The sequence below is a fragment of the Pseudomonas oryzihabitans genome, from assembly GCF_006384975.1.
GTDB classification, from domain to species: domain Bacteria; phylum Pseudomonadota; class Gammaproteobacteria; order Pseudomonadales; family Pseudomonadaceae; genus Chryseomonas; species Chryseomonas psychrotolerans_B.
In genome coordinates this window covers 4,448,869-4,469,023 of record NZ_CP021645.1, presented here as the reverse complement: position 1 = coordinate 4,469,023, position 20,155 = coordinate 4,448,869, and the positions used below count along the sequence as shown (strand labels likewise).

General features: G+C 66.4%; 12 protein-coding genes. 3 read left to right on the top strand and 9 right to left on the bottom strand.

Translation table 11 applies throughout. From position 1 onward, the window contains the following. The 5 genes from CCZ28_RS20075 to CCZ28_RS20055 all read right to left on the bottom strand — a co-directional run bounded on the left by CCZ28_RS20075 (position 1) and on the right by CCZ28_RS20055 (position 7,627). Positions 1-3,138, bottom strand: a complete 3,138-nt coding sequence (locus CCZ28_RS20075; RefSeq protein WP_140220558.1) for an efflux RND transporter permease subunit — start codon at positions 3,136-3,138, stop codon at positions 1-3. 12 nt (positions 3,139-3,150) lie between these two features. Then, positions 3,151-4,341 (bottom strand): efflux RND transporter periplasmic adaptor subunit, encoded by a 1,191-nt coding sequence (locus tag CCZ28_RS20070; RefSeq protein WP_140220557.1) that lies wholly within the window; start codon positions 4,339-4,341, stop codon positions 3,151-3,153. Positions 4,342-4,691: 350 nt separating this feature from the next. Beyond that, positions 4,692-5,270: a YceI family protein gene (locus CCZ28_RS20065; RefSeq protein ID WP_140220556.1), complete on the bottom strand. Its 579-nt coding sequence runs from the start codon at positions 5,268-5,270 to the stop codon at positions 4,692-4,694. 32 nt (positions 5,271-5,302) lie between these two features. Then, on the bottom strand, positions 5,303-5,857 hold the full coding sequence (locus CCZ28_RS20060) for a cytochrome b (RefSeq protein WP_140220555.1): 555 nt from the start codon (positions 5,855-5,857) through the stop codon (positions 5,303-5,305). A gap of 171 nt (positions 5,858-6,028) precedes the next feature. After that, the gene (locus tag CCZ28_RS20055; protein ID WP_140220554.1) at positions 6,029-7,627 is read right to left on the bottom strand and encodes a flavin monoamine oxidase family protein; all 1,599 of its coding nucleotides are present in this window, start codon (positions 7,625-7,627) and stop codon (positions 6,029-6,031) included. Positions 7,628-7,799: 172 nt separating this feature from the next. Between CCZ28_RS20055 and CCZ28_RS20050 the strand changes: the two genes are divergently transcribed. The 3 genes from CCZ28_RS20050 to CCZ28_RS20040 all read left to right on the top strand — a co-directional run bounded on the left by CCZ28_RS20050 (position 7,800) and on the right by CCZ28_RS20040 (position 10,684). Beyond that, the gene (locus CCZ28_RS20050; protein WP_140220553.1) at positions 7,800-9,200 is read left to right on the top strand and encodes an adenosylmethionine--8-amino-7-oxononanoate transaminase; all 1,401 of its coding nucleotides are present in this window, start codon (positions 7,800-7,802) and stop codon (positions 9,198-9,200) included. Positions 9,201-9,213: 13 nt separating this feature from the next. Continuing rightward, positions 9,214-9,942 carry a 16S rRNA (uracil(1498)-N(3))-methyltransferase gene (locus tag CCZ28_RS20045; RefSeq protein ID WP_058766164.1) on the top strand — a complete coding sequence of 243 codons (729 nt, stop codon included), beginning with the start codon at positions 9,214-9,216 and terminating at the stop codon, positions 9,940-9,942. A gap of 82 nt (positions 9,943-10,024) precedes the next feature. Further along, a complete protein-coding gene (locus CCZ28_RS20040; RefSeq protein WP_140220552.1) occupies positions 10,025-10,684 on the top strand; it encodes an HAD-IA family hydrolase in 660 nt (219 codons plus the stop codon). Here the strand turns inward: CCZ28_RS20040 and CCZ28_RS20035 are convergent. From CCZ28_RS20035 to CCZ28_RS20020, 4 genes are read right to left on the bottom strand one after another with little or no spacing between them, the layout of a single operon-like run. Then, on the bottom strand, positions 10,681-11,151 hold the full coding sequence (locus CCZ28_RS20035) for a chemotaxis protein CheW (protein ID WP_140220551.1): 471 nt from the start codon (positions 11,149-11,151) through the stop codon (positions 10,681-10,683). The two genes, CCZ28_RS20040 and CCZ28_RS20035, sit on opposite strands and share 4 nt — an antisense overlap. Positions 11,152-11,162: 11 nt before the next feature. After that, on the bottom strand, positions 11,163-12,182 hold the full coding sequence (locus CCZ28_RS20030; RefSeq protein ID WP_140220550.1) for a chemotaxis protein CheB: 1,020 nt from the start codon (positions 12,180-12,182) through the stop codon (positions 11,163-11,165). Continuing rightward, the gene (locus CCZ28_RS20025) at positions 12,175-19,287 is read right to left on the bottom strand and encodes an Hpt domain-containing protein (protein ID WP_140220549.1); all 7,113 of its coding nucleotides are present in this window, start codon (positions 19,285-19,287) and stop codon (positions 12,175-12,177) included. Before CCZ28_RS20025 ends, CCZ28_RS20030 begins: the two co-directional genes overlap by 8 nt. An 11-nt stretch (positions 19,288-19,298) precedes the next feature. Next, a complete protein-coding gene (locus tag CCZ28_RS20020) occupies positions 19,299-20,147 on the bottom strand; it encodes a CheR family methyltransferase (protein ID WP_140220548.1) in 849 nt (282 codons plus the stop codon). Between the last annotated feature and the right edge of the window lie 8 nt (positions 20,148-20,155).

The window sequence follows — 20,155 nt, the reverse complement described above, 5'->3', positions numbered from 1 at the left end:
TCAGTGTCCTTCCTTGCCATGGGCTTCCTGCTCCTTGCTGGCCTTGTCCTTGAACAGACTGCTGACCAACACGTAGAACATCGGAATCCAGAAGATCGCCAGCACCGTGGCGGTCAGCATACCGCCGATCACGCCGGTACCGACCGCGTGCTGACTACCCGAGCTGGCACCCGAGGAGATCGCCAGCGGGACCACGCCCAGGATGAAGGCCATGGAGGTCATGAGGATGGGGCGCAAGCGCATCCGCGCAGCTTCGACCGCGGCGTCGACGACGCTCTTGCCGCTCTCGTGCAGTTCCTTGGCGAATTCCACGATGAGGATGGCGTTCTTCGCGGCCAGGCCGATGGTGGTGAGCAGGCCCACCTTGAAGAAGACGTCGTTGCCCAAACCACGGAAATAGGTAGCGGCGATGGCACCCACTACCCCCAGCGGTACCACCAGGATGACCGCCACGGGAATCGACCAGCTCTCGTAGAGCGCCGCGAGGCAGAGGAACACCACCAGGATCGAGAGCATGTAGAGATAGAGCTCCTGGGAGCCGGCCAGGCGTTCCTCGTAGGACAGGCCGGTCCAGGCGACACCGACGCCCTGCGGCAGGTCCTTGGCCATGCGCTCGATCTCGGCCATGGCATCACCGGAACTGTAGCCCGGCGCGGGCGAGCCGAGGATTTCCACCGAGGAGACCCCGTTATAGCGCTCCAGCTTGGGCGAGCCATAGGTCCACTCGCCACGGACGAAGGCCGAGACCGGCACCATCTCGCCCGAGCCATTGCGCACATACCACTTGTCGAAGTCCTGGGGATTCATCCGCGAACTGGCTTCGCCCTGGACGTACACCTTCTTCACCCGACCACGGTCGATGAAGTCGTTGACGTAGCTGGAGGCCCAGCCGATGGACAGCGTCTGGTTGACGTCGCTCTGGGACACGCCCAGTGCCCGGACCTTCTCGTCGTCGACGATGAGTCGGTACTGCGGCTCGTCGTCGAGGCCATTGGGTCGGGTCTGGCTCAGCTTGGGATTCTGCGCCGCCATGCCGAGCAACTGGTTGCGCGCGGCCATCAAGGCCTCGTGGCCGACGCCGCCCTGGTCCTGCAGGTAGAAGTCGAAACCGGTGGCATTGCCCAACTCCATCACCGCCGGCGGAACGACGGCGTAGATGATGGCGTCCTTGATCTGCGACAGATAGCCCATGGCTCGACCGGCCACGGCACTGGCGCTTTCATTGGCCGCCGTCCGCTGGTCCCAAGGCTTGAGCTGGACGAACGCCAGGCCCGAGCTTTGGCCGCGACCGGCGAAGTTGAAGCCGTTGACGGTGAACATCGAGCTGATGGCGCCCGCATCGTTCTTCATCATCGTCTCGCGCATGGTGTCGAGCACCTGCTGGGTGCGCTCGGCCGAAGAGCCCGGTGGCGTGGTGACCTGGACGAAGATCACGCCCTGGTCCTCTTCCGGCAGGAAGGAGGTCTGCACCCGGGTGAACAAGAAGGCCATCACTGCGACGATCGCCAGGTAGATCAGCAGGAAGGGCACCTTATGGCGGACTACCGCAGCCACGCTGCGCTCGTAGCGGTGCTGGCCCTTCTCGAAGGTGCGGTTGAACCAGCCGAAGAAGCCGCGCTTCTCGTGATGCCCCTTTTCCACCGGCTTGAGCAAGGTGGCGCAAAGTGCCGGCGTGAGGATCAAGGCCACCAGTACCGACAACACCATGGACGAAACGATGGTGATGGAGAACTGGCGATAGATCACCCCGGTGGAACCGCCAAAGAAGGCCATGGGCACGAACACCGCCGACAGCACCAGGGCGATGCCCACCAGGGCGCCCTGGATCTGGCCCATGGACTTGCGGGTGGCCTCCTTGGGCGAGAGCCCCTCCTCGGCCATCACCCGCTCGACGTTTTCCACCACCACGATGGCATCGTCCACCAGCAGGCCGATGGCGAGCACCATGCCGAACATGGTCAGGATGTTAATGGTGAACCCGGCGGCCAGCAGCACCGCGAAGGTGCCCAGCAAGACCACGGGTACGGCGATGGTGGGAATCAGGGTGGCCCGGAAGTTCTGCAGGAACAGGAACATCACCAGGAACACCAGCAGGATGGCCTCGCCCAGGGTCTTGACCACCTCGTGGATGGAGGCGGTCACCACCGGCGTGGTGTCATAGGGATAGACCACCTCCATGCCGGCCGGCATGAACGGCTTGAGCCGGTCGATGGTGGCGCGTACCGCCTTGGCGGTGTCCAGGGCGTTGGCCCCGGTGGCCAGGCGCAAGGCCATGCCGGAGGCCGGCTTGCCGTCGAACTGGGCATCGATGGCGTAGTTCTCGCCGCCCAGCTCAATCCGCGCCACGTCACGCAGGCGTACCTGGGAGCCGTCCTGGTTGACCTTAAGGAAGATCTTGCCGAACTCCTCCACGCTGGTCAGACGGGTCTTGCCGATGATGGTGGCGTTGAGCTGCTGACCCGGGACCGCTGGCAGGCCACCGAGCTGACCGGAGGCGATCTGCACGTTCTGGCTCTGGATGGCGCTGGTCACGTCGACCGGGGTCAGCTGGTACTTCACCAGCTTCTCCGGGTCCAGCCAGATACGCATGGCGTACTGGGCGCCGAACACCTGGAAGTCACCGACCCCGCTGGTCCGCGCCAGGGGATCGCGCAGGTTGGAGACGATGTAGTTGGACAGGTCCTCCTTGGTCAAGGAGCCGTCCATGGACACCAGGCCCACCACCATCATGAAGTTGCGCTGGTACTTGGCCACGCGCATGCCCTGCTGCTGCACTTCCTGGGGCAGCAACGGAGTGGCCAGCTGCAGCTTGTTCTGCACCTGGACCTGGGCGATGTCAGGGTTGGTGCCCTGGTTGAAGGTCACGATGATGGTCATGCTGCCATCGGAGTTGGACTCCGAGGAGATGTACCTGAGGTTATCGATCCCGTTCATCTGCTGTTCGATGACCTGGACCACGGTGTCCTGCACCGTCTGCGCCGAAGCGCCCGGGTAGGTAACCTGGATCGAGACCGCAGGAGCTGCGATGTTCGGATACTGGTTGATCGGCAGATTGATGATCGACAGGATGCCGGCGAGCATGATCACCAGGGCGATTACCCAGGCGAAGATGGGCCGGTCGATGAAGAACTTGGACATCAGGCGCTCCCCTTACTGACCCTGACCCGCCGGCGGTTGCCCGGCGGAGGCGACATTGCTCGCCGGCGTGGCGGTGACGGTGGCACCGGGGCGGACCTTCTGCAGGCCTTCGGTGATGACCTTGTCACCCGGTTTGATGCCATCGGTAACCAGCCAATCGCTGCCGACGGTGCGCTCGGTCTTGAGCACCCGCTGCTCGACCTTGCCCTCGGCGGTGACCACCATGGCGGTGGGCTGGCCCTTGATGTCGCGGGTCACGCCCTGCTGGGGTACCAGCAAGGCATCCTGACGGACCCCGGCCTGCAGCCGTGCGCGCACGAACATGCCGGGCAGCAGCAGCTTGTCGGGGTTGGGGAATTCGGCGCGAATCACCACCGAGCCGGTGCCCTGATCCACCGACACCTCGGCGAACTTCAGCTTGCCGGGGCGACTGTAGGCACTGCCGTCTTCCAGCACCAGCTTGACCTCGGCGGCGTTCTCGCCCTGGACGCGCTGCAGCTGGCCGCTGTCCAGCTCACGGCGCAGGCGCAGCAGGTCGGTGGCGGACTGGGTCACGTCGACGTAGATGGGATCGAGCTGGGTGATGCTGGTCAGGGCGCTGGTCTGGTCGGCGGTGACCAGGGCGCCTTCGGTCATCATCGAACGGCCGATACGGCCGGAGATGGGCGCGGCGACCTTGGTGTAGGCCAGGTTGATCTCGGCGTTGCGCAGCGCGGCCTTGGCCGACTCCACCTGGGCCTCGTTCTGCCGCTGCATGGACAGGGCATCGTCGGCCTCCTGCTTGCTGATCGCCTGCTCCTTGACCAGGGCGGCATAGCGCTGCGCCTTGAGCCGATTGGAGGCCAGCGTGGCCTGGGCCTGGGCCAGCGAGGCCTTGGCCGAGTTGACGTTGGCTTCGTAGGTACGGGGATCGATCTGGTAGAGCTGCTGCCCGGCCTTGACGTCACCGCCTTCGACGAAGTTGCGCTTGAGCAGGATGCCGCTCACCTGGGGACGGACCTCGGCGATACGGAAGGCCGAGGTGCGGCCGGGCAATTCGTCGGTCAGCGTCACGGTCCGCGGTTCGATGGTGACCACGCCGACTGCGACAGGCTTCTGCGGTTGTTGCTGTTCCTTGTTCTCCTGCTTGCCACAGGCGCCCAGGGCCAAGGCAATGGCCAGCAGGGCGGGAGCGAAGTAGGCATGCGCCGGCTTGATCTGCATATCAGAAGTCCTTGAAAGCTGGGTAATGAGCATGCGCAGCGCGCCTTGGGGATTCGCACCGGCTCGAGCATAGGAATTGTTATCAGGCCAATATACTTACATTCAGATCTGTTTGTAAATAACCCAAGCGCTGCACTTGAGCATTTTCAGCGACTGTAATCAGACTATTTGGTATAGCGCTTCGCACACAGCGCGGAGTAGGAACCGTGCGACCTGGGCAGCAGACCATGGGGCTCGAGGCGAGTTCTACCCATTCGCTCAGACGAGCGGCCACCGGGCCAGCAAAAATAACCGCACAGAAAAATGCCGGACGAATCCGGCATCTTGGGGTACCGATTGAAGGTGCCGTGTTACTGGCGAACACCTTCGAAGGACATCATCAGCTCCACGTCCTGGGACTTCGGCCCGAGGTCCTTCTGGATGTTGAAGTCCTTGAGCTTGAGGGTGGTGGTGCCCTCGAAGCCGGCGCGGTAGCCACCCCAGGGATCCTTGCCTTCGCCCAGGAAGTGGGCCTTGATGACGACCGGCTTGGTCACGCCGTTCAGGGTCAGGTCGCCCGCGACGTCGGCGGTGCCTTCGCCGGTGGGGGTGACCTTGGTCGACACGAAGGTGGCCTGCGGGTGGGCGGCGACGTTGAGGAAGTCGGCGCTGCGCAGGTGCTTGTCGCGCTCGGCGTGGTTGGTGTCGACGCTGTCGGTGTTGACGGTCACCTTGACCTTGTCGGCAGCCGGATCCTTGGGATCGAAGGTGAAGGCGCCGTCGAAGTCCTTGAAGGTGCCGTACAGCCAGCTGTAACCCAGGTGCTGGATACGGAACTGGATGAAGGCATGCTGGCCCTGCTTGTCGATCTTGTAATCGGCGGCCATGGCCTGACCAGCGCCCAGCAGAGCGGTACCCAGGGCCAGGGCGGCAACGGTTTTCTTCAGCATTGGATGGAGCTCCTAGTGGTGGAAAGGAAGGATCAATGCGGTGTATGGACCCGGCCGAGCATCCGGACCAGGGTGCCGTCGCGGTCGACGAAGTGGTGCTTGAGCGCGGCCAGCACGTGCAGACCGGCGAGGATGATCAGCGTCCAGGCGCACCAGAGATGGACCTTGCCGGCGATATCGGCCTGATCCTGCAGACCGCTCAGGGTCGCGGGAACCTTGAACCAGCCGAAGACATCGATGGCCACGCCATCGGCGGTGGAAATCAGATAGCCGGCCACCATCACGGTGAGCATCAGCGCATAGAGCAGCAAATGGCCGGCACCCGCGGCGCGGCGTACCAGGGGACTACCCTCGACCGGTGGCGGCGGGCTGACCAGACGCCAGAGCAGGCGCAGCACCAGAGCGATCAGTAGCAGGATGCCAGCGCTCTTATGCAATTCGGGGGCGGTGTGGTACCAGCTGTCGTAGTAGTCCAGGGTCCGCATCCAGAGGCCGGAGGCGAACATGGCGATGATCGCCAGGGCCATGACCCAATGCAGAACCAGACTGACCAGACCGTAGCGAAGGCCGTCGTTGCGCCAGTGCATCGCTTTTCTCTCCTGAAAAAGCCTTGCTTAAGACTAGCGGCAAACGTATCGAATGAAAGCGGAAAAACTGGCGAGGCAATATCGAAGGAATCGATGGATCGGACGGCGCCCTAGAGCGGCGCCCGATCCATCGGCGGCGCCGCGGGATGGGCGCCTGCGGTCAGGCGGGGATCAGAACGACCAGTGGAACAGCTTCCAGAAGAAGCCGTGCTCGCTGCTGGCCTTGGCCGGCGCGGCCTCGGCGGCCTTGGGCGCAGCGGCCGCCGGTTGCGCCGGCGCCTTGGTATCGGCACCGGCGACCACCGGAACCACGGCCTTGCCGGCCTTGAGGTCGCGGACCTGCTGCGCAGCGCGCTGACCACTGGCCAGGGCCCCTTCCAGGGTGCCCGGATGCAGCGGATCGGTGTGCTCGCCGGCGAAGATCATCCGGCCGGTGGGCTTTTCCCACAGCCGCCAGTAGCGGGTGATCTGCCCCGGACCATAGGCCAGATAGGCCCCGCCCACGCCCGGATCGCGGCTGTAGCGACGCACCTCGTAGCCGGAGAAGGCACCCCGCGCCTTGGGATAGAAGGCATGGAAGCGGATCAGCACCTGGTCGACCATCTGCTTGTCGCCGAAGGCCTGTACCAGCCGCGCGCTGTCGCCGGTCAGGTTGACCAGCACATTGGCGCCGCCCTTCACGTCCGGCTCCACCCACAGCATGCCCAGGCCCTGGTCGCTGTAGATCTCACCGCTCATGCGCGACTTGCTGTCCCACACCGGGGTCTTGAACTTGAGCAGGATCTGGTCGCGCCAGCCGTAGGTGGTGCCCTTGATCGCCGCCTGCTGGGTGGCGTCCAGCGCCGGGGTCATTTGTACCTGGCCGAGGGCGCGCAGCGGCACCGCCATGACCACGTAGTCGGCCTTGTAGCCGGTAGGGCCGGTCTTGACCGTCACGCCGTCCTTGTCCTGGACGATGCTCGACACCTTGTTGTCGGTCTTGATCGTCTTGATCTGCTTGGCGAAGGCCTGGGCCAGGACCTCGCTGCCACCGGGCAGGCGGGCGGCGCGCAGGTCCTTGTCGTCGACGCCGCGATAGACGCGGGTCTGCTGGGCGAGGTAGAGCAACGACAGTCGCGAGGGCTCGTCGTAGCGGGTCCGGATGCGCTGGTTGATCAGCTGACGCGCCAGCGGCGGCAGGTTCTGCTTGTCCAGCCAGGTGGCGGCGTTGATCTGGTCGAGAGCGTGCAGGGTCGGGGTGGCGATCGGCTGCAGCGGATCGCTGATGGCGGCGGCCAAGTCGTCCAGTGACTTGTCAACGCGCTTGAGCGCATCGGCCACGGCCGGCAGCTTCTGCGCCAGGTCGTCCTGGGAGTAGTACTGGCCTTCGATCAGGTAGCCCGGGGTGCGCACGAACGACGGCGCGTCCACGGTCTTGAGCTTGAAGGTGTCCAGGTAATGGTTGAGCACCGGCTGGGCCTTGGCATCGCCGATCCATTCGCTGGAGGCCAGGCCCGAGCGACCGCCCACCCGCGGGCCGGCTTCCAACAGAGTCACGTTCCAGCCGGCCTGCTGCAGTTCATAGGCCGAAGCCAGACCGGCCATGCCGGCACCGACCACGATCACCGAGGGGCCGCTGGGCGCGGCCGGCGCGGCAGCGGCCTTTTCCGGTGCCTTGTGCACCTCTTTGTGCGCTTCTTTATGCGCCTTCTCGGCGGCGCCTGCGCTCAGGCTGGTAGCGAATACGCCGGCTGCCAAGCAGACGGTAAAACCTGTCCAACGCGACGACATCTTTTCTAGACTCCTGGGACCGGGAAACGGCGGTGGCGCAGCATACGCGAGCGGCTCCGGAGCAACTAGCCGGCGCCACGACCGGCAATCGGCCCGCGCCTTGCTCCCGTCGTGCGGCCTGCCTTAGGCTTGCGCCCCCTTTTTCCGACGGGCCACCCGGCAGGAGTCGAGCATGACCAATCAAGACTGGATGCGCCGCGACCTGGAGGTGCTCTGGCACCCCTGCACCCAGATGAAGGATCACGAGCAACTGCCGGTGATCCCGATCCGCCGTGGCGAGGGGGTCTGGCTGGAGGACTTCGACGGCAAGCGCTACCTGGACGCCGTCAGCTCCTGGTGGGTCAACGTCTTCGGCCATGCCAATCCGCGCATCAACGCGCGCATCAAGGCCCAGGTCGACCAGCTGGAGCACGTCATCCTCGCCGGCTTCAGCCACCAGCCGGTGATCGAGCTGTCCGAACGCCTGGTCGCCCTGACCCCGGCCGGCCTCGACCGGGTGTTCTACGCCGACAACGGCTCCTCCTGCATCGAGGTGGCGCTGAAGATGAGCTATCACTACTGGCGCAACGTGGGCCAGCCGGAGAAACGCCGCTTCGTCACCCTGACCAACAGCTATCACGGCGAGACGGTGGCAGCCATGTCGGTGGGGGACGTGGCGCTGTTCACCGAGACCTACCAGGGCCTGCTGCTGGACACCCTCAAGGTGCCCAGTCCGGACTGCTACCTGCGCCCTGAGGGCATGGACTGGGAAACGCATTCGCGGCAGATGTTCGCGCACATGGAACGCACCCTGGCCGAGCATCACCGGAGCGTCGCCGCGGTCATCGTCGAGCCGCTGATCCAGGGCGCCACCGGCATGCGCATGTACCATCCGGTCTATCTGCGCCTCCTGCGCGAGGCCTGCGACCGCTATGGTGTGCACCTGATCCACGACGAGATCGCCGTGGGCTTCGGCCGCACCGGGACGATGTTCGCCTGCGAACAGGCCGGCATCCGCCCGGATTTCCTCTGTTTGTCCAAGGCCCTGACCGGCGGCTACCTGCCGCTGGCCGCCTGCCTGACCACCGACGAGGTCTACCAGGCCTTCTACGCCGACTACGACACCCTGCGCGCCTTCCTGCATTCCCACAGCTACACCGGCAATCCGCTGGCCTGCGCCGCCGCCCTGGCGACCCTGGACATCTTCGCCGAGGACGACGTCATCGTGGCCAACCAGCCGCTGGCCCGGCGCATGGCCGAGGCCACCGCGCACCTGGTCGAGCATCCCCAGGTCGGCGAGGTACGCCAGACCGGCATGGCCCTGGCCATCGAGATGACCGCCGACAAGGCCCGCCGCACGCCCTATCCCTGGCAGGAAAGACGCGGCCTCGCCGTCTACCAGCACGCCCTCTCCCGTGGCGCCCTGTTGCGCCCGCTGGGCAACGTGGTCTACTTCCTGCCGCCCTATGTGATCACCCCGGAGCAGATCGACTTCCTCGCCGAGGTGGCGACCCAGGGCATCGACCTGGCAACCCGCACCTCGGTCAGCGTCGCCCTGAGTGATCTGCACCCCAACCACCGCGATCCCGGCTGATCTGGAGTCCGCCATGCGTCTCACCCGCTGCCACCTCGACCTGCCCCTGGCCCTCGGCCGTCTGGAGCTGCCCGAAGCCCAGGCCCACTACCTGGGCCGCGTGTTGCGCCTGGCGCCGGGAGATGCCGTGCAACTCTTCGACGGCAGCGGCCGGGAATACCTGGGCCAGGTCGCCGAGGTGGGCAAGAAGACCCTGAGCGTGGAGCTCACCGAAGAACTGGCCGGCCAGCCCGATTCGCCGCTGCAGATCCACCTAGGCCAGGGCCTGTCCCGTGGCGAGCGCATGGACTGGGCGATCCAGAAGGCCACTGAACTGGGCGTGGCCGAGATCACCCCGCTGGTCAGCGAACGTTGCGAGGTCCGCCTGAAGGACGAACGCGCCGACAAGCGCCTGCAGCACTGGCGCCAGGTGGCCATCAGCGCCTGCGAGCAGTGCGGGCGCTCCAGCGTGCCGCTGATCCATCCGCCGCAACTGCTGAGCGATTGGCAGGCCAGCGTGGCCGCCGACCTCAAGCTGGTGCTGCACCCGGTAGCCGAACCCCTGGAAAGCCATGCCCGCCCCGCCCGCCTGGCGCTGCTGATCGGCCCGGAAGGCGGGCTGAGCGATGCCGAGGTCACCGCGGCACGCGCCGCTGGTTTCCAACCCGCGCGCCTGGGCCCGCGGGTACTGCGCACCGAGACCGCGCCGGTGGTGGCCCTGAGCGTCGCCCAGCAACTCTGGGGGGATTTCCAGACGCCGTGAGCTGGACGCAGGTCCAGCACCGGCGAACCGGGTCGTGTAACGTGGTCCAACTCTTCCCCAACGGATGTTCCCGGAGCTCTGGATGACCCTGCCTTCTCGCCCCTACGCCGCCTTCCTGTTCGACATGGATGGCACCCTGCTCACCAGCGTGGCCTCCGCCGAGCGCGCCTGGAGCACCTGGGCACTCGGCCACGGGATAGACCCCGCGGCCGTCCTCGCCGTCATGCACGGCGTGCGGGCGGTGGAGACGGTAAAACGCTTCGCGCCCGCGGGAGCCGATATCGCCGCCGAGGTCCAGGCCATCACCGAGCTGGAGATTGCCGATGTCGCCGACATCCAGGAAATCCCTGGCGCCGCCACCTTCCTGGCCAGCCTGCCAGCCGGCCGTTGGGCGCTGGTGACCTCCGCCTCGCGCCGTCTGGCCGAGGTTCGTCTCGCGGCGGCCGGCATGGCCCTGCCACCGGTGATGATCTGCGCCGAAGACGTCACCCAGGGCAAGCCCGCGCCGGATTGCTTCCAGGCGGGCGCGCGCAAGCTGGGCGTGGACATTACCGATTGCCTGGTATTCGAGGATGCCCATGCCGGCTTCGCCGCGGCCAAGGCGGCCGGCGCCGATGCCGTGGCCATTACCGCCACCCATCGCGAGCCGCTGGACTTGGGTCTGCCGACACTCCGCGATTATCGCGGCGTCAGCATCAGGCTCGATGAAACGGGCGCCATGCGGCTCTCCCAGCAGGACTAGAAGACGCCTGCCGCGGCGAGTCGCTCTTCCACCCCGATCAGGTCGGGGATGCGCGCCGTGCCGCCTTCGTAGGCGACGGCGCCCAACTCCAGGGCGGCCAGGGGCACTTCGGCAGCGGCCAGCTCGGGAGTGATGCGCAGCGAGCGCGGGATACTGCGGATCAGCAGGGCGAGGAATCGCACCCGGTCACGCCCACCCAGGGCATTGAGGATGGCCACGCGGGCATGGCGGTCACCATCGAATTGCGCGGCGCTGCCACTGGATAGCGCCTCGAAGCTGATCAACGGCAGCCGCAGGTCGCGCCAGGCCACCTGGCCCAGGCACCAGTCGGGTTGCACCGGCAGCGGACGGATCTCGCGGCACGGCACCAGCTCGGCGACCGCTGCGTTGGGCAGCAGCAGGGTGCGATCGGCCAGGGTCAACAGCAGACCGGTCAGATGTTCGGCGGCGGGAGTGGCGGTCGACATGGCGATGTCCTTCAGCTGTGCTGCTCGGCCAGTCGCGCCACCAGCGCTTCGGCCAGGCCGCGGGGATCGGCGGTAAAGGTCGCAAGACCGGATTCACGCAGGCTTTCCGGCATGCTGGAGGCCACGCAGGTACTGGCAGACTGGGTCCACAGGGTACCGCCACGGCGGCGGACGTAGGGCGCCGAGGCGGTGCCGTCATTGCCCATGCCGCTGAAGACGATGACGCCACAGCGCGCGCCGAAATGTTGCGCCAGGTTGAGCATCATCTGGCTGATCGAGGGGGTATAGGGCTCCGGCCAGGCCCGCTCGATGATCTCGAGGCCGCCCTTGGCGCTGAAATTGAGCTCCTGCTGCGTCGGCACCACCACCACCTCGCCACAGCGTATCGGCTCCCCCGGACGGACGCCCTGGATATGCCATTGGCTGTGACGACCCACCGCGCGCAAGAGGCTGGCGGCGAAGCCATCGCCAATGTGCTGGGCATAGAGGAAGCCCACCGGCAATCCACCTGGCAAGGCATCGAGAAACGCCTTCACCGCGGCCGGACCGCCGATGGAGGCGGCCAGCAACCAGACCTCGGGCGCCGGATCGCCAGCGGGCAACGGCAGGTTGGCCAGCGGCTCGGGCAGGGTCAGGCGCGGCGGGCGCGGCTGATCCTGCAGCAGGCTCTCCAATGCGGGCCCGACCGCGGCAACCGGATCGCCGATCAGCCGCTTGAGCTTGCCGATCAGGCGTCTTTCCCATTGGGTGAAGGGATCGGTGAAGCGCTCCGGCGCCTGCCCCTCACCGAACAGGATGGGCACCTCGGCCTCTTCCAGCAGGACGTCCACCAGCGGCGATTCCTCCGTCTGGCTCAGGTCGATCAGCCACAGATCGGTCTCTACCCCGGGCCATGCGGCTTCGTCGAAACGCTCGGGATCGCTGTTGAGGACGACGTTATAGCCATTGTCGGCCAGCACCTGCTGCAGCACATGGCGCTGCAGCGGGCTGTCGGCCAGGATGGCGACGCGGGCGGTAGGCATCTCAGTCATGTTCCCTGACCAGTCGATGAATATGAGCCAGGAGTTCACTCTCCTGGTAAGGCTTGCCCAGGTACTCGTCCACGCCCAGGCTGAGGGCACGCTCCCGGTGTTTTTCGCCGGTACGCGAGGTAATCATCACGATGGGCAGGTCCTTGAGGCGCGCATCGTGGCGGATCAGGGTGGCGACCTCGAAGCCGTCCATGCGGGGCATCTCGATGTCCAGCAACAGGATGTCCGGTTGGCGTTCCTGGAGCTGGGCGATGGCATCCACCCCGTCCTTGGCGGTGAAGACTTCCATGCCGTGACGCTCCAGCAGGCGGCTGGTGACCTTGCGCACCGTGACCGAATCGTCCACCACCATGACCAGCGCCGGGCGGGTGGCCTGGGTGGTCGACGGCAGGCTGTGCGCCAGCCGCTGGCCCTCGTCGGCACCGTGCTGGCTGCGGATCATGGCCAGCAGGTCGAGAATCACCACCACCCGACCGTCGCCGAGCAGGGTGGCGCCGGACAGTCCCGGCACCCCGGCGAACTGCGGCCCCAGGCTCTTCACCACGATTTCGCGCGAGCCGGCCACCGCATCCACCTGCACCGCCACGGCGTATTCAGCCGAGCGCACCAGTACCACCGGCAACGGCAGGCTCTGACCGGTCAGCTTGGGATGCTGGCCATTGCCGAGCAGGTGACCGAGGTAGCGCAGGTCGTACTGCTGGCCGCCGTATTCGAAGGCGCCGGCCCCTGGACGGTAGTAGCGTTCGAGGTCGGCGGCGGTGATGCGGACGATGCCCTCGATGGTGTTCAGCGGCACGGCGTAGAGATCGTCGCCGGCATGCACCATCAGCGCCCGGTTCACCGACACGGTGAACGGCAGGCGAATGGTGAAGCGCGTCCCCTCGCCCGGCACGCTATGGATATCCATGCTGCCGCCGAGTTGCTTCACCTCCTGGTGCACCACGTCCATGCCCACGCCACGCCCGGAAATCTGGGTGACCGTCGGCGCCGTGGAGAAGCCGGATTCGAGGATGAACTGCAGCAGCTCCTGATCGGCAAGCATCGAGTCTTCCGCCATCAGGCCGCGTTCGATGGCCTTGCGACGCACCGCGGCCAGATCGATTCCGTGACCATCGTCGGCCAGGGTGAGGATGATGTCCCCCCCCTCGCGACGCAGGTCCAGGCTGATGACGCCCTCGGCCGGCTTGCCGGCGCGCTGGCGTGCGGCGGCGTCCTCGATGCCGTGGTCGATGGCGTTGCGCAACATGTGCTCCAGGGGCGGGATGATCCGCTCGAGCACCGTGCGATCCAGCTCGCCCTCGGCGTTGCCCACCCGCAGCTCGACCGGCTTGTCCAGTTCGCCGCTGACCTGGCGGACCACCCGGTGCAGTCGCGGCACCATGCGCTCGAAAGGCACCATGCGCGTCTGCATGAGGCTTTCCTGCAACTCGGTGTTGACCCGTGCCTGCTGCAGCAGCAGCGTTTCGGCATCGCGGTTGCGCTGGCCCAGGGTGTTCTTCAGATCCAGCAGGTCGGAGGCGGACTCGAACAACGCCCGGGACAGTTGCTGCAGCTGGGAGTAGCGATCCAGCTCCAACGGATCGAAATCCTCGTAGCCAACACGGTCGACGTCCTCGTGGTGACGACTGATGATCTGCGCCTGGGTTTCGGTGTCCAGACGCCGCAACTGATCGCGGACCCGCTCGATGGTGGCTTCCATCTCGCCCAGGGTGCTGCCGATATCGCTCACCTGTTGCTCGACGCGACCGCGGAAGATCGACGTCTCGCCCGCCAGGTTGACCAGTTGCTCCAGCAGTGCCGCCGGGACGCGCACCAGCTCCTGGGAGGCGCGCCGCTGCGTCGCCTGCTGGCGAGCCTGCTGCAGGCGCTGGACGAAGGGCAGGACGGCGGGCGTAGCGCTGGATGGCTCCGGCGCGACCATGACCGGCGCGATCTCGGTGATTGCGGCGGGCTCGGACGCCGTTTCGGGCGGGATTTCGTCGAACGACTCGGCGGCCATGCTCTCGGGCGCGGCCGCGCCTGAGACCTCGTCGCCCAGGGTCTCGACCGCCGGCAGCGCGGCGATGTCGTCATCCGCCTCGTGATCGCCTGGCGTCTCGGCAACCGCTGCGGCGGCCTGGCCGGGTGCCGATAGCTGGGCAACGGCCGCTTGCAGCTGATCGACGCCCTTCACCGCCAGGTCGCGAACCTGGGCACCCTCGCCCTCCGCCATTGCGAGCGAACGCAGTTCGGCCAGTTGCTGCTCGAGGCCGTGGGCCTGCTCGCCCAACTCAGGCAGACCCGCCAGGCGCGCACCACCCTTGAGGGTGTGCAGGCAACGCAACAGTTCGTCCACCGCCAGGTCGGGCGCCTTGGCCCAGTGACTCAGGGCACCATCCATGCTGGCCAGCAGATCCTGGGCCTCCTCGATGAAGATCTCGAGGATTTCCGGATCCGTGTCTGCGTCGAAGAGCGGAGCGGAAGGAGCAGCGGGCGTGGTCGCGACCACGGTTTCGCTGGCGGCGACCGGCTGCTCACGGTAATCGCGCAGGGCCTCGATCAAGTCCCCGGCGGATTCTGGCGGCAGGCCCTGGGCGAGCGCTTCGAGCTGCTCGTGCAGGCGGTCATGGCAAAGATGCAGCAGGCCAACCAGGTTCGGCCCGGCCTTGATCCGGTCCCGGGCCAGGCCCTCGTAGAAGGCTTCCAGGGCGTGGGCGAGATCGCCGATGGCATCCACTTCGGCCAGGCGTGCCCCTCCCTTGAGGGTATGCAGATCTCGCAACAGGGATTCCAGCTCCAGGCCATTGCGCGGATCGGCCTCCCAGGCCCGTAGCGAGGCGGCCATGCTGTCCAGCAGGTCACGGCTTTCCTCGATGTAGATGGCCAGCAACTCGGCGTCCGGTCCCTCTTCATCGGGCAAGGCCGCCGCTTCGGGCCGCGGCTCCGTGACCGACTCCTCAGCCAGGGCGGCACTCGCGTCCTCGGGCGGGCTCGGCTCGGTCTCTTGAGGCGCCGGAACCTCCTCCGCTACAGGCGTCAGGTCTTCGGGGTGTCCGGCCCGGATGCGCTGGAGTCTGGCGATGCATTCGCCACAGTCGCTGACCGGCTGGTCTGCGGCCAATTCCTCGAGTTGTTCGGCCAGGCAGGCATGGGCCCCGCGCAGCGGAGCGCTCAATTCGGCGCCACCCGCGAGGCGACCGTCGAGCAGGCCTTCGTAGATGGCATCCAGCTCCCCGGCCAGCGCGGCTATCGGGGCAATCTCGGCGAGGTGGGCACCGCCCTTGAGGGTATGCAGATCCCGTTGCAGGGTGCCGAGGTGGAAAGGCTGTTGCGGCTCCACCAACCAGCGCTCCAAGGCCCGGTCGGCGCTATCCAGCAGATCCAGGGCTTCTTCCAGGAAGATCAGCTGGATTTCGTGATCAAAGTCTTCCGGCGCGTCCGCAGCCGGCTCCGACGCCTCTGCTGCCGGAGCATCCTCAGCCGCAGCGTGTCGCTCTGCAGATTCGCGATCGACTTCGGTTTCAGGCTCGGCTTCGGCTTCGGCTTCGGCTTCGGCTTCGGCTTCGGCTTCGGCTTCGGCTTCGGGATTGACGTCGAGCTCGAGCGCAGATGCCACTGGCGTTGCGGTTTCGGCGTCGAAAGAGGACTCGGGCTCCGCCTCCGCCAGCAGCGTGGTCGCCATGATGGGCAGGTCGCCAAGAATACCCACCAGCAAGGCGCGCAGGGCCTCGATCCGCTCGTCATAGGGCGTGGCCCGCATGCCACCGGCCAACTGGTTGAGCATGCTGATCAGGGCTTCCTGGGCGTCTTCCGCCTCGCGGAAGAAGGCGTCATCGGCGGGCAGCGAACCGCTGGCCACGGCGGCAAAGACCGCCTGCAAGGCTTCGGCGAGTTGCTCGACATCGACCAGGCCGACCCGTGCGGCGCAGTCGGCGAAGGTGTTCAGGCGCTCGGCCAGCAGATCTGGGCAGGCCTCGGTCGGACCGCCCAGGCGCCAGGCGCTCAGATGCTCGTCCACCTCCAGCAATAGGTCCATCGCCGGCATGAGGAAATCGTCCAGGCGCAGCGTATCGCCACGCTCCGGCACTGGCGCCTCGGGTACCGGCAAGGCCAGATTCAGCTGTTCCAGCAAGGTCTCGCATTCGGCGATCAGCTCCGGCGCCCCGGTCAAGGGCTCGGCCAAAGTGCCGTCTTCGAGGGTCGCCAGCCGCCCTTCCAGCAGGGTCGCACCGCCGTCCAGCAAGGCTCGCTCCGGCGCGGCGAAGGGCACATGGGCGACCTTGTATTCCCTGGCCAGCCGCTCGAGCGCCGAGGCCAGCTCGGCCACGGGCGAACTGCCGGCCATGTGGGCACTGCCCTTCAAGGTATGCAGCGCCCGCAGGAGATTGTCGGATACCGGTAGGCTGGTATCGGCCTCGCCGTGCTCCAAATAGCGGCGAACGGTCTCGAGATGGGCCTCGGCTTCGGTCCGGAAGATATCCAGCAACTGGGTATCCGCCTCATTGGTGACCTCGTCCGGGGCCTGGGCAGCATCCTCGGCCTCGGCAAGCTCCACCTCGACCAGGGGCAGCTCCGCCAGCTCGGCAGCGGCGGGCAGCGCACTACTGCGCTCGGGCAGCGCCTCGTTGAGGGCCAAGGCATGGGCCGCCTGGGCCAGCCAGTCCACGTCGTCACGCTGGCGCTGACGCTGCTCGGCGTACTCCGTCACCAACTCCGGCAACAGCGCACAGACATCGTCCACCACCCGTTGCACGGCGGGACTATGGGCAACACTGTGGTCCAGCCGGCGATTGAGCAGATTCTCCAGCGCCCAGGCCAGCTCGCCGATGACCAGCGCCTGCACCATGCGGCCACTGCCCTTGAGCGTATGGAAGTTGCGCCGCAATTCGGCGAGGGCGGGCCGGGCCTCGGGATCGGCGTGCCAGACGGGTAACCAGTGCTCCAGCTCCGCCTGGACGTCACCGGCCTCTTCGATGAAGACCTCGCGCAGTTCCTCCTCCACCGGCTCGGCATCGGCGGGGGGCGGCAGCAGCGCAAGCGGCACCTGCGCCGCCGGCGGATTGATGGGATCGACCGAGGCGGCCAACACCTCGGCGACCGAGCCCGGCGCCGAACTCGCCGGTGCCAAGGCCTCCAGTTCGAGCCCGGCCAACAACTCTTCGGACTCTTCGCTATCCGCGTGGTGGCTGACCGGCGGCTCGTGGTCGAGCGCCGTCGTCTCGCTCGGAAGGTCGAGCATCAATAGCTCGTCTTCGTCGCTCGCCGCCTCGCTGAGCGGGAGAGGCTCCAGCCCCTCTTCCTGGCGCTCCTCGCGATCCGCGGCGGGCGGCTCGGTGAGCTCCCAGGACTCTTCGCTCTCGATCTCCGAGACGTCCGGCAAGGGCACGTCGACCGCGCTGGACGCCTGGGATGCAGCCTCCAGCGGCGATTCCTCCCCTGCCGCCCTGGGCGGATAACCGAGCGCGATCAGGCTTTCGTCGGCGATGTCGAGAATCATGTCGTGGGGTGTGGAGGGATCCTCGGCCAGCCGCTCCAGGTAATACTCGACGCTGGTGATGGCATCGGCCAGGGTGTCCAGGCTCTGCCAATCAGGAACCGCCTGCTTGCCCAGCAGTTGTTCACCGATGTAGTCGTTGGCGGCCTGCACCTGGGCGGCGGCCCGCTCCAGGGGGATCATCGCCAGACCACCCCGTACCTGGGTCAGCAACAGCGGCACCGGCTCCAGATGGACATGGTTCCACTGGGAGGCGATGAATTCGATGATGGCGTCCTTGGACTGCTCCAGCCCATTGCGCGCCTCGCGAATCACCACCCGGTGCAACTGATCGATATCCGTGGTGGGCAGCCGGCTTTCCTCGGCATCCCCCACCTCGTTGCCACTGACCATGCCGGCCAGGGTGGCCTCCACATAGAGCAGCGCTCCGGCGATATCCATCAGCGCGGCATCGCTGGGATCGCGGACGCCCTCGGCCAATTCGCCGACGGCCTCGTACTGCTCGAGTACCACCTTGCGCGGCTGACCGAAGCCCAGCACCGCCAGGGTATCGGCGATCTGCTTGAGCGGTGCCAGCAGGCCGCGCAGGGCGGCGATCTCCCCGCGGTCGCTGCGCACGAAGAGGTCGAGGTTATCCTTGATCTGCACCAGCTCTTCGCAGAGCGCGGTGACCACCGAACGCATGGCCTCGCGATCCGGTCCCACGATCCGCGACCGCTCGAAGCCCACCAGCTCGGCATCCGGCAGCGCCTCGTCCAGGCGGTAATGGGCCTTTAGCGTGGCGATGCGCGGACTCTGTACCGGCGCCTTGGCCAGATAGAACAGCATATTCTTCAGCAGGTCCGCCGGCGCCGGCTGGTTGAGCGTCACCACACCATCAGTGATCAGGCGCTTCAACTCGCGATCAAGCTGTCGCAACAGGCCGCGGATCGAGCTGCTGTTGTCCAACTCGCCGGCCTTGAGCAACTCGATCAGTCCCGCGGCCACCGGCCAGAGCGCGCCGAAGGGCGAACCGGCGCAGAGCTGGTCCAGGCGCTCGAATACCCGGGACAGATAATCCAGGTGCAGCGGGACGTCATGGTCGCGGAACAGCCCAACCTGAGCACCTTGCAGGGCCTGGCGCAACTTGCGCAGCCTGGGCAGCCAATCCGGCGACGCCCGGTCGGCCAGCTCCGCCTCGCTCAGCGACAGCGGGGTGGCGGACAGGTCTGGCGAGAACAGGCTGGTTTCCGACAGCAGCTTTTCGCCACGCGCCGAACGCAGATCGTTGAGCAGCGGCAGAATGGCCAGCGGCAGGTCGCGCCGGGCTTCCAGTACCCGTTCGAGATAGGGCGGCACCTGCAGGATGGCCTGCATCAGCACTTCCAGCGCCTCGTCGGTACTGGTCACGCGCTCTTCGTAGAGCGCCTGCAGCAGCAGCTCCATTTCCTCGGCCAGCAGGGCGGCGCCGTAGAACTCCACCATCTGCAGGGTGCCGTAGACCTGGTGCACGTAGGTCCGGCAAAAGCCCAGGCGGCTACGGTCCTGAGGGTTGTCGACGAACGCCTCGAGCGCCTTGCGGGCCTGCTGCAAGGTCTCGGCGATCTCTCCCTTGACCCACTCGAGAGCTACGTAGTCGTGTCGATCGATCATCTCGGCTCCTGTCATGCCGGGCAGTCCGCCTGGCGGGTAAAGGCCAGGACCTCGGGATGCTCGACGGGTATCAGTTGCGGATGGCTCCAATTGCTCACCTCACCGACACCCAGAACCAACAGCCCACCCGGTGCAAGCCGCTGGACCAGCTGGTTGAGCAGGTCTCGACGCAGCCAGCGGCGGAAATAAATCAGCAAATTCTGACAAAAAATGACATTGAAACCCTGCAACGGAGCCTGGCTCAGCTCCAGCACATTGAGCCGGGCGAAACACAGTCGATCGGCCAGCCGGGAACAAATCTCGAAGGTGCCGTCTTCGCGGGCCCGGAAATAGCGCTCGCGCAACGGAACGGGCACGCCGTCCAGGCGCTGACGACTGAAGGTGCCCTGCCGGGCCTGACGCAGGGCCTCGCTGCTGATGTCCGTACCGGTCAGCGCGAATGTCATGGGGTGCCCCTGCCGGGATAATACTTCGGCGGTGCTGATGGCCATCGAAAACGCTTCCTCTCCACTGGCACAGCCTAGACTCCACAGTGCCAGACTGCTGCCTCCGGCAGCCTGGGCGAATTCGCTCACATAGGCTTCCAGTAGGGCGAACGACGGCGGGTGACGAAAGAAGCGGGTCGCCTGGATGGTCAGCCGATCGAGCAGGCGGACCCACTCGATCCGTCCGCTGACCCCGCCGCAGACGATCCGGTAGTAGCCGTCGTAGTCCGAAATTTCCAACTCACGCATGCGGGCGGCCAGGTGGATCTGCAAGAAACTGCGCTGGCGATCATCCAGTACCATCCCGGCGCGCGATTCGAGCAGTTCCCGCCAGCGCTGGAAGTCCGCATCCGGCAGCTCGGGAGCACGGCACAACGCCCAAC

Bases quoted from the DNA above. Each gene is read 5' to 3' on its own strand.
- CCZ28_RS20075 (WP_140220558.1), bottom strand. From the start codon at position 3,138: ATGTCCAAGTTCTTCATCGACCGGCCCATCTTCGCCTGGGTAATCGCC.
- CCZ28_RS20070 (WP_140220557.1), bottom strand. From the start codon at position 4,341: ATGCAGATCAAGCCGGCGCATGCCTACTTCGCTCCCGCCCTGCTGGCC.
- CCZ28_RS20065 (WP_140220556.1), bottom strand. From the start codon at position 5,270: ATGCTGAAGAAAACCGTTGCCGCCCTGGCCCTGGGTACCGCTCTGCTG.
- CCZ28_RS20060 (WP_140220555.1), bottom strand. From the start codon at position 5,857: ATGCACTGGCGCAACGACGGCCTTCGCTACGGTCTGGTCAGTCTGGTT.
- CCZ28_RS20055 (WP_140220554.1), bottom strand. From the start codon at position 7,627: ATGTCGTCGCGTTGGACAGGTTTTACCGTCTGCTTGGCAGCCGGCGTA.
- CCZ28_RS20050 (WP_140220553.1), top strand. From the start codon at position 7,800: ATGACCAATCAAGACTGGATGCGCCGCGACCTGGAGGTGCTCTGGCAC.
- CCZ28_RS20045 (WP_058766164.1), top strand. From the start codon at position 9,214: ATGCGTCTCACCCGCTGCCACCTCGACCTGCCCCTGGCCCTCGGCCGT.
- CCZ28_RS20040 (WP_140220552.1), top strand. From the start codon at position 10,025: ATGACCCTGCCTTCTCGCCCCTACGCCGCCTTCCTGTTCGACATGGAT.
- CCZ28_RS20035 (WP_140220551.1), bottom strand. From the start codon at position 11,151: ATGTCGACCGCCACTCCCGCCGCCGAACATCTGACCGGTCTGCTGTTG.
- CCZ28_RS20030 (WP_140220550.1), bottom strand. From the start codon at position 12,182: ATGACTGAGATGCCTACCGCCCGCGTCGCCATCCTGGCCGACAGCCCG.
- CCZ28_RS20025 (WP_140220549.1), bottom strand. From the start codon at position 19,287: ATGATCGATCGACACGACTACGTAGCTCTCGAGTGGGTCAAGGGAGAG.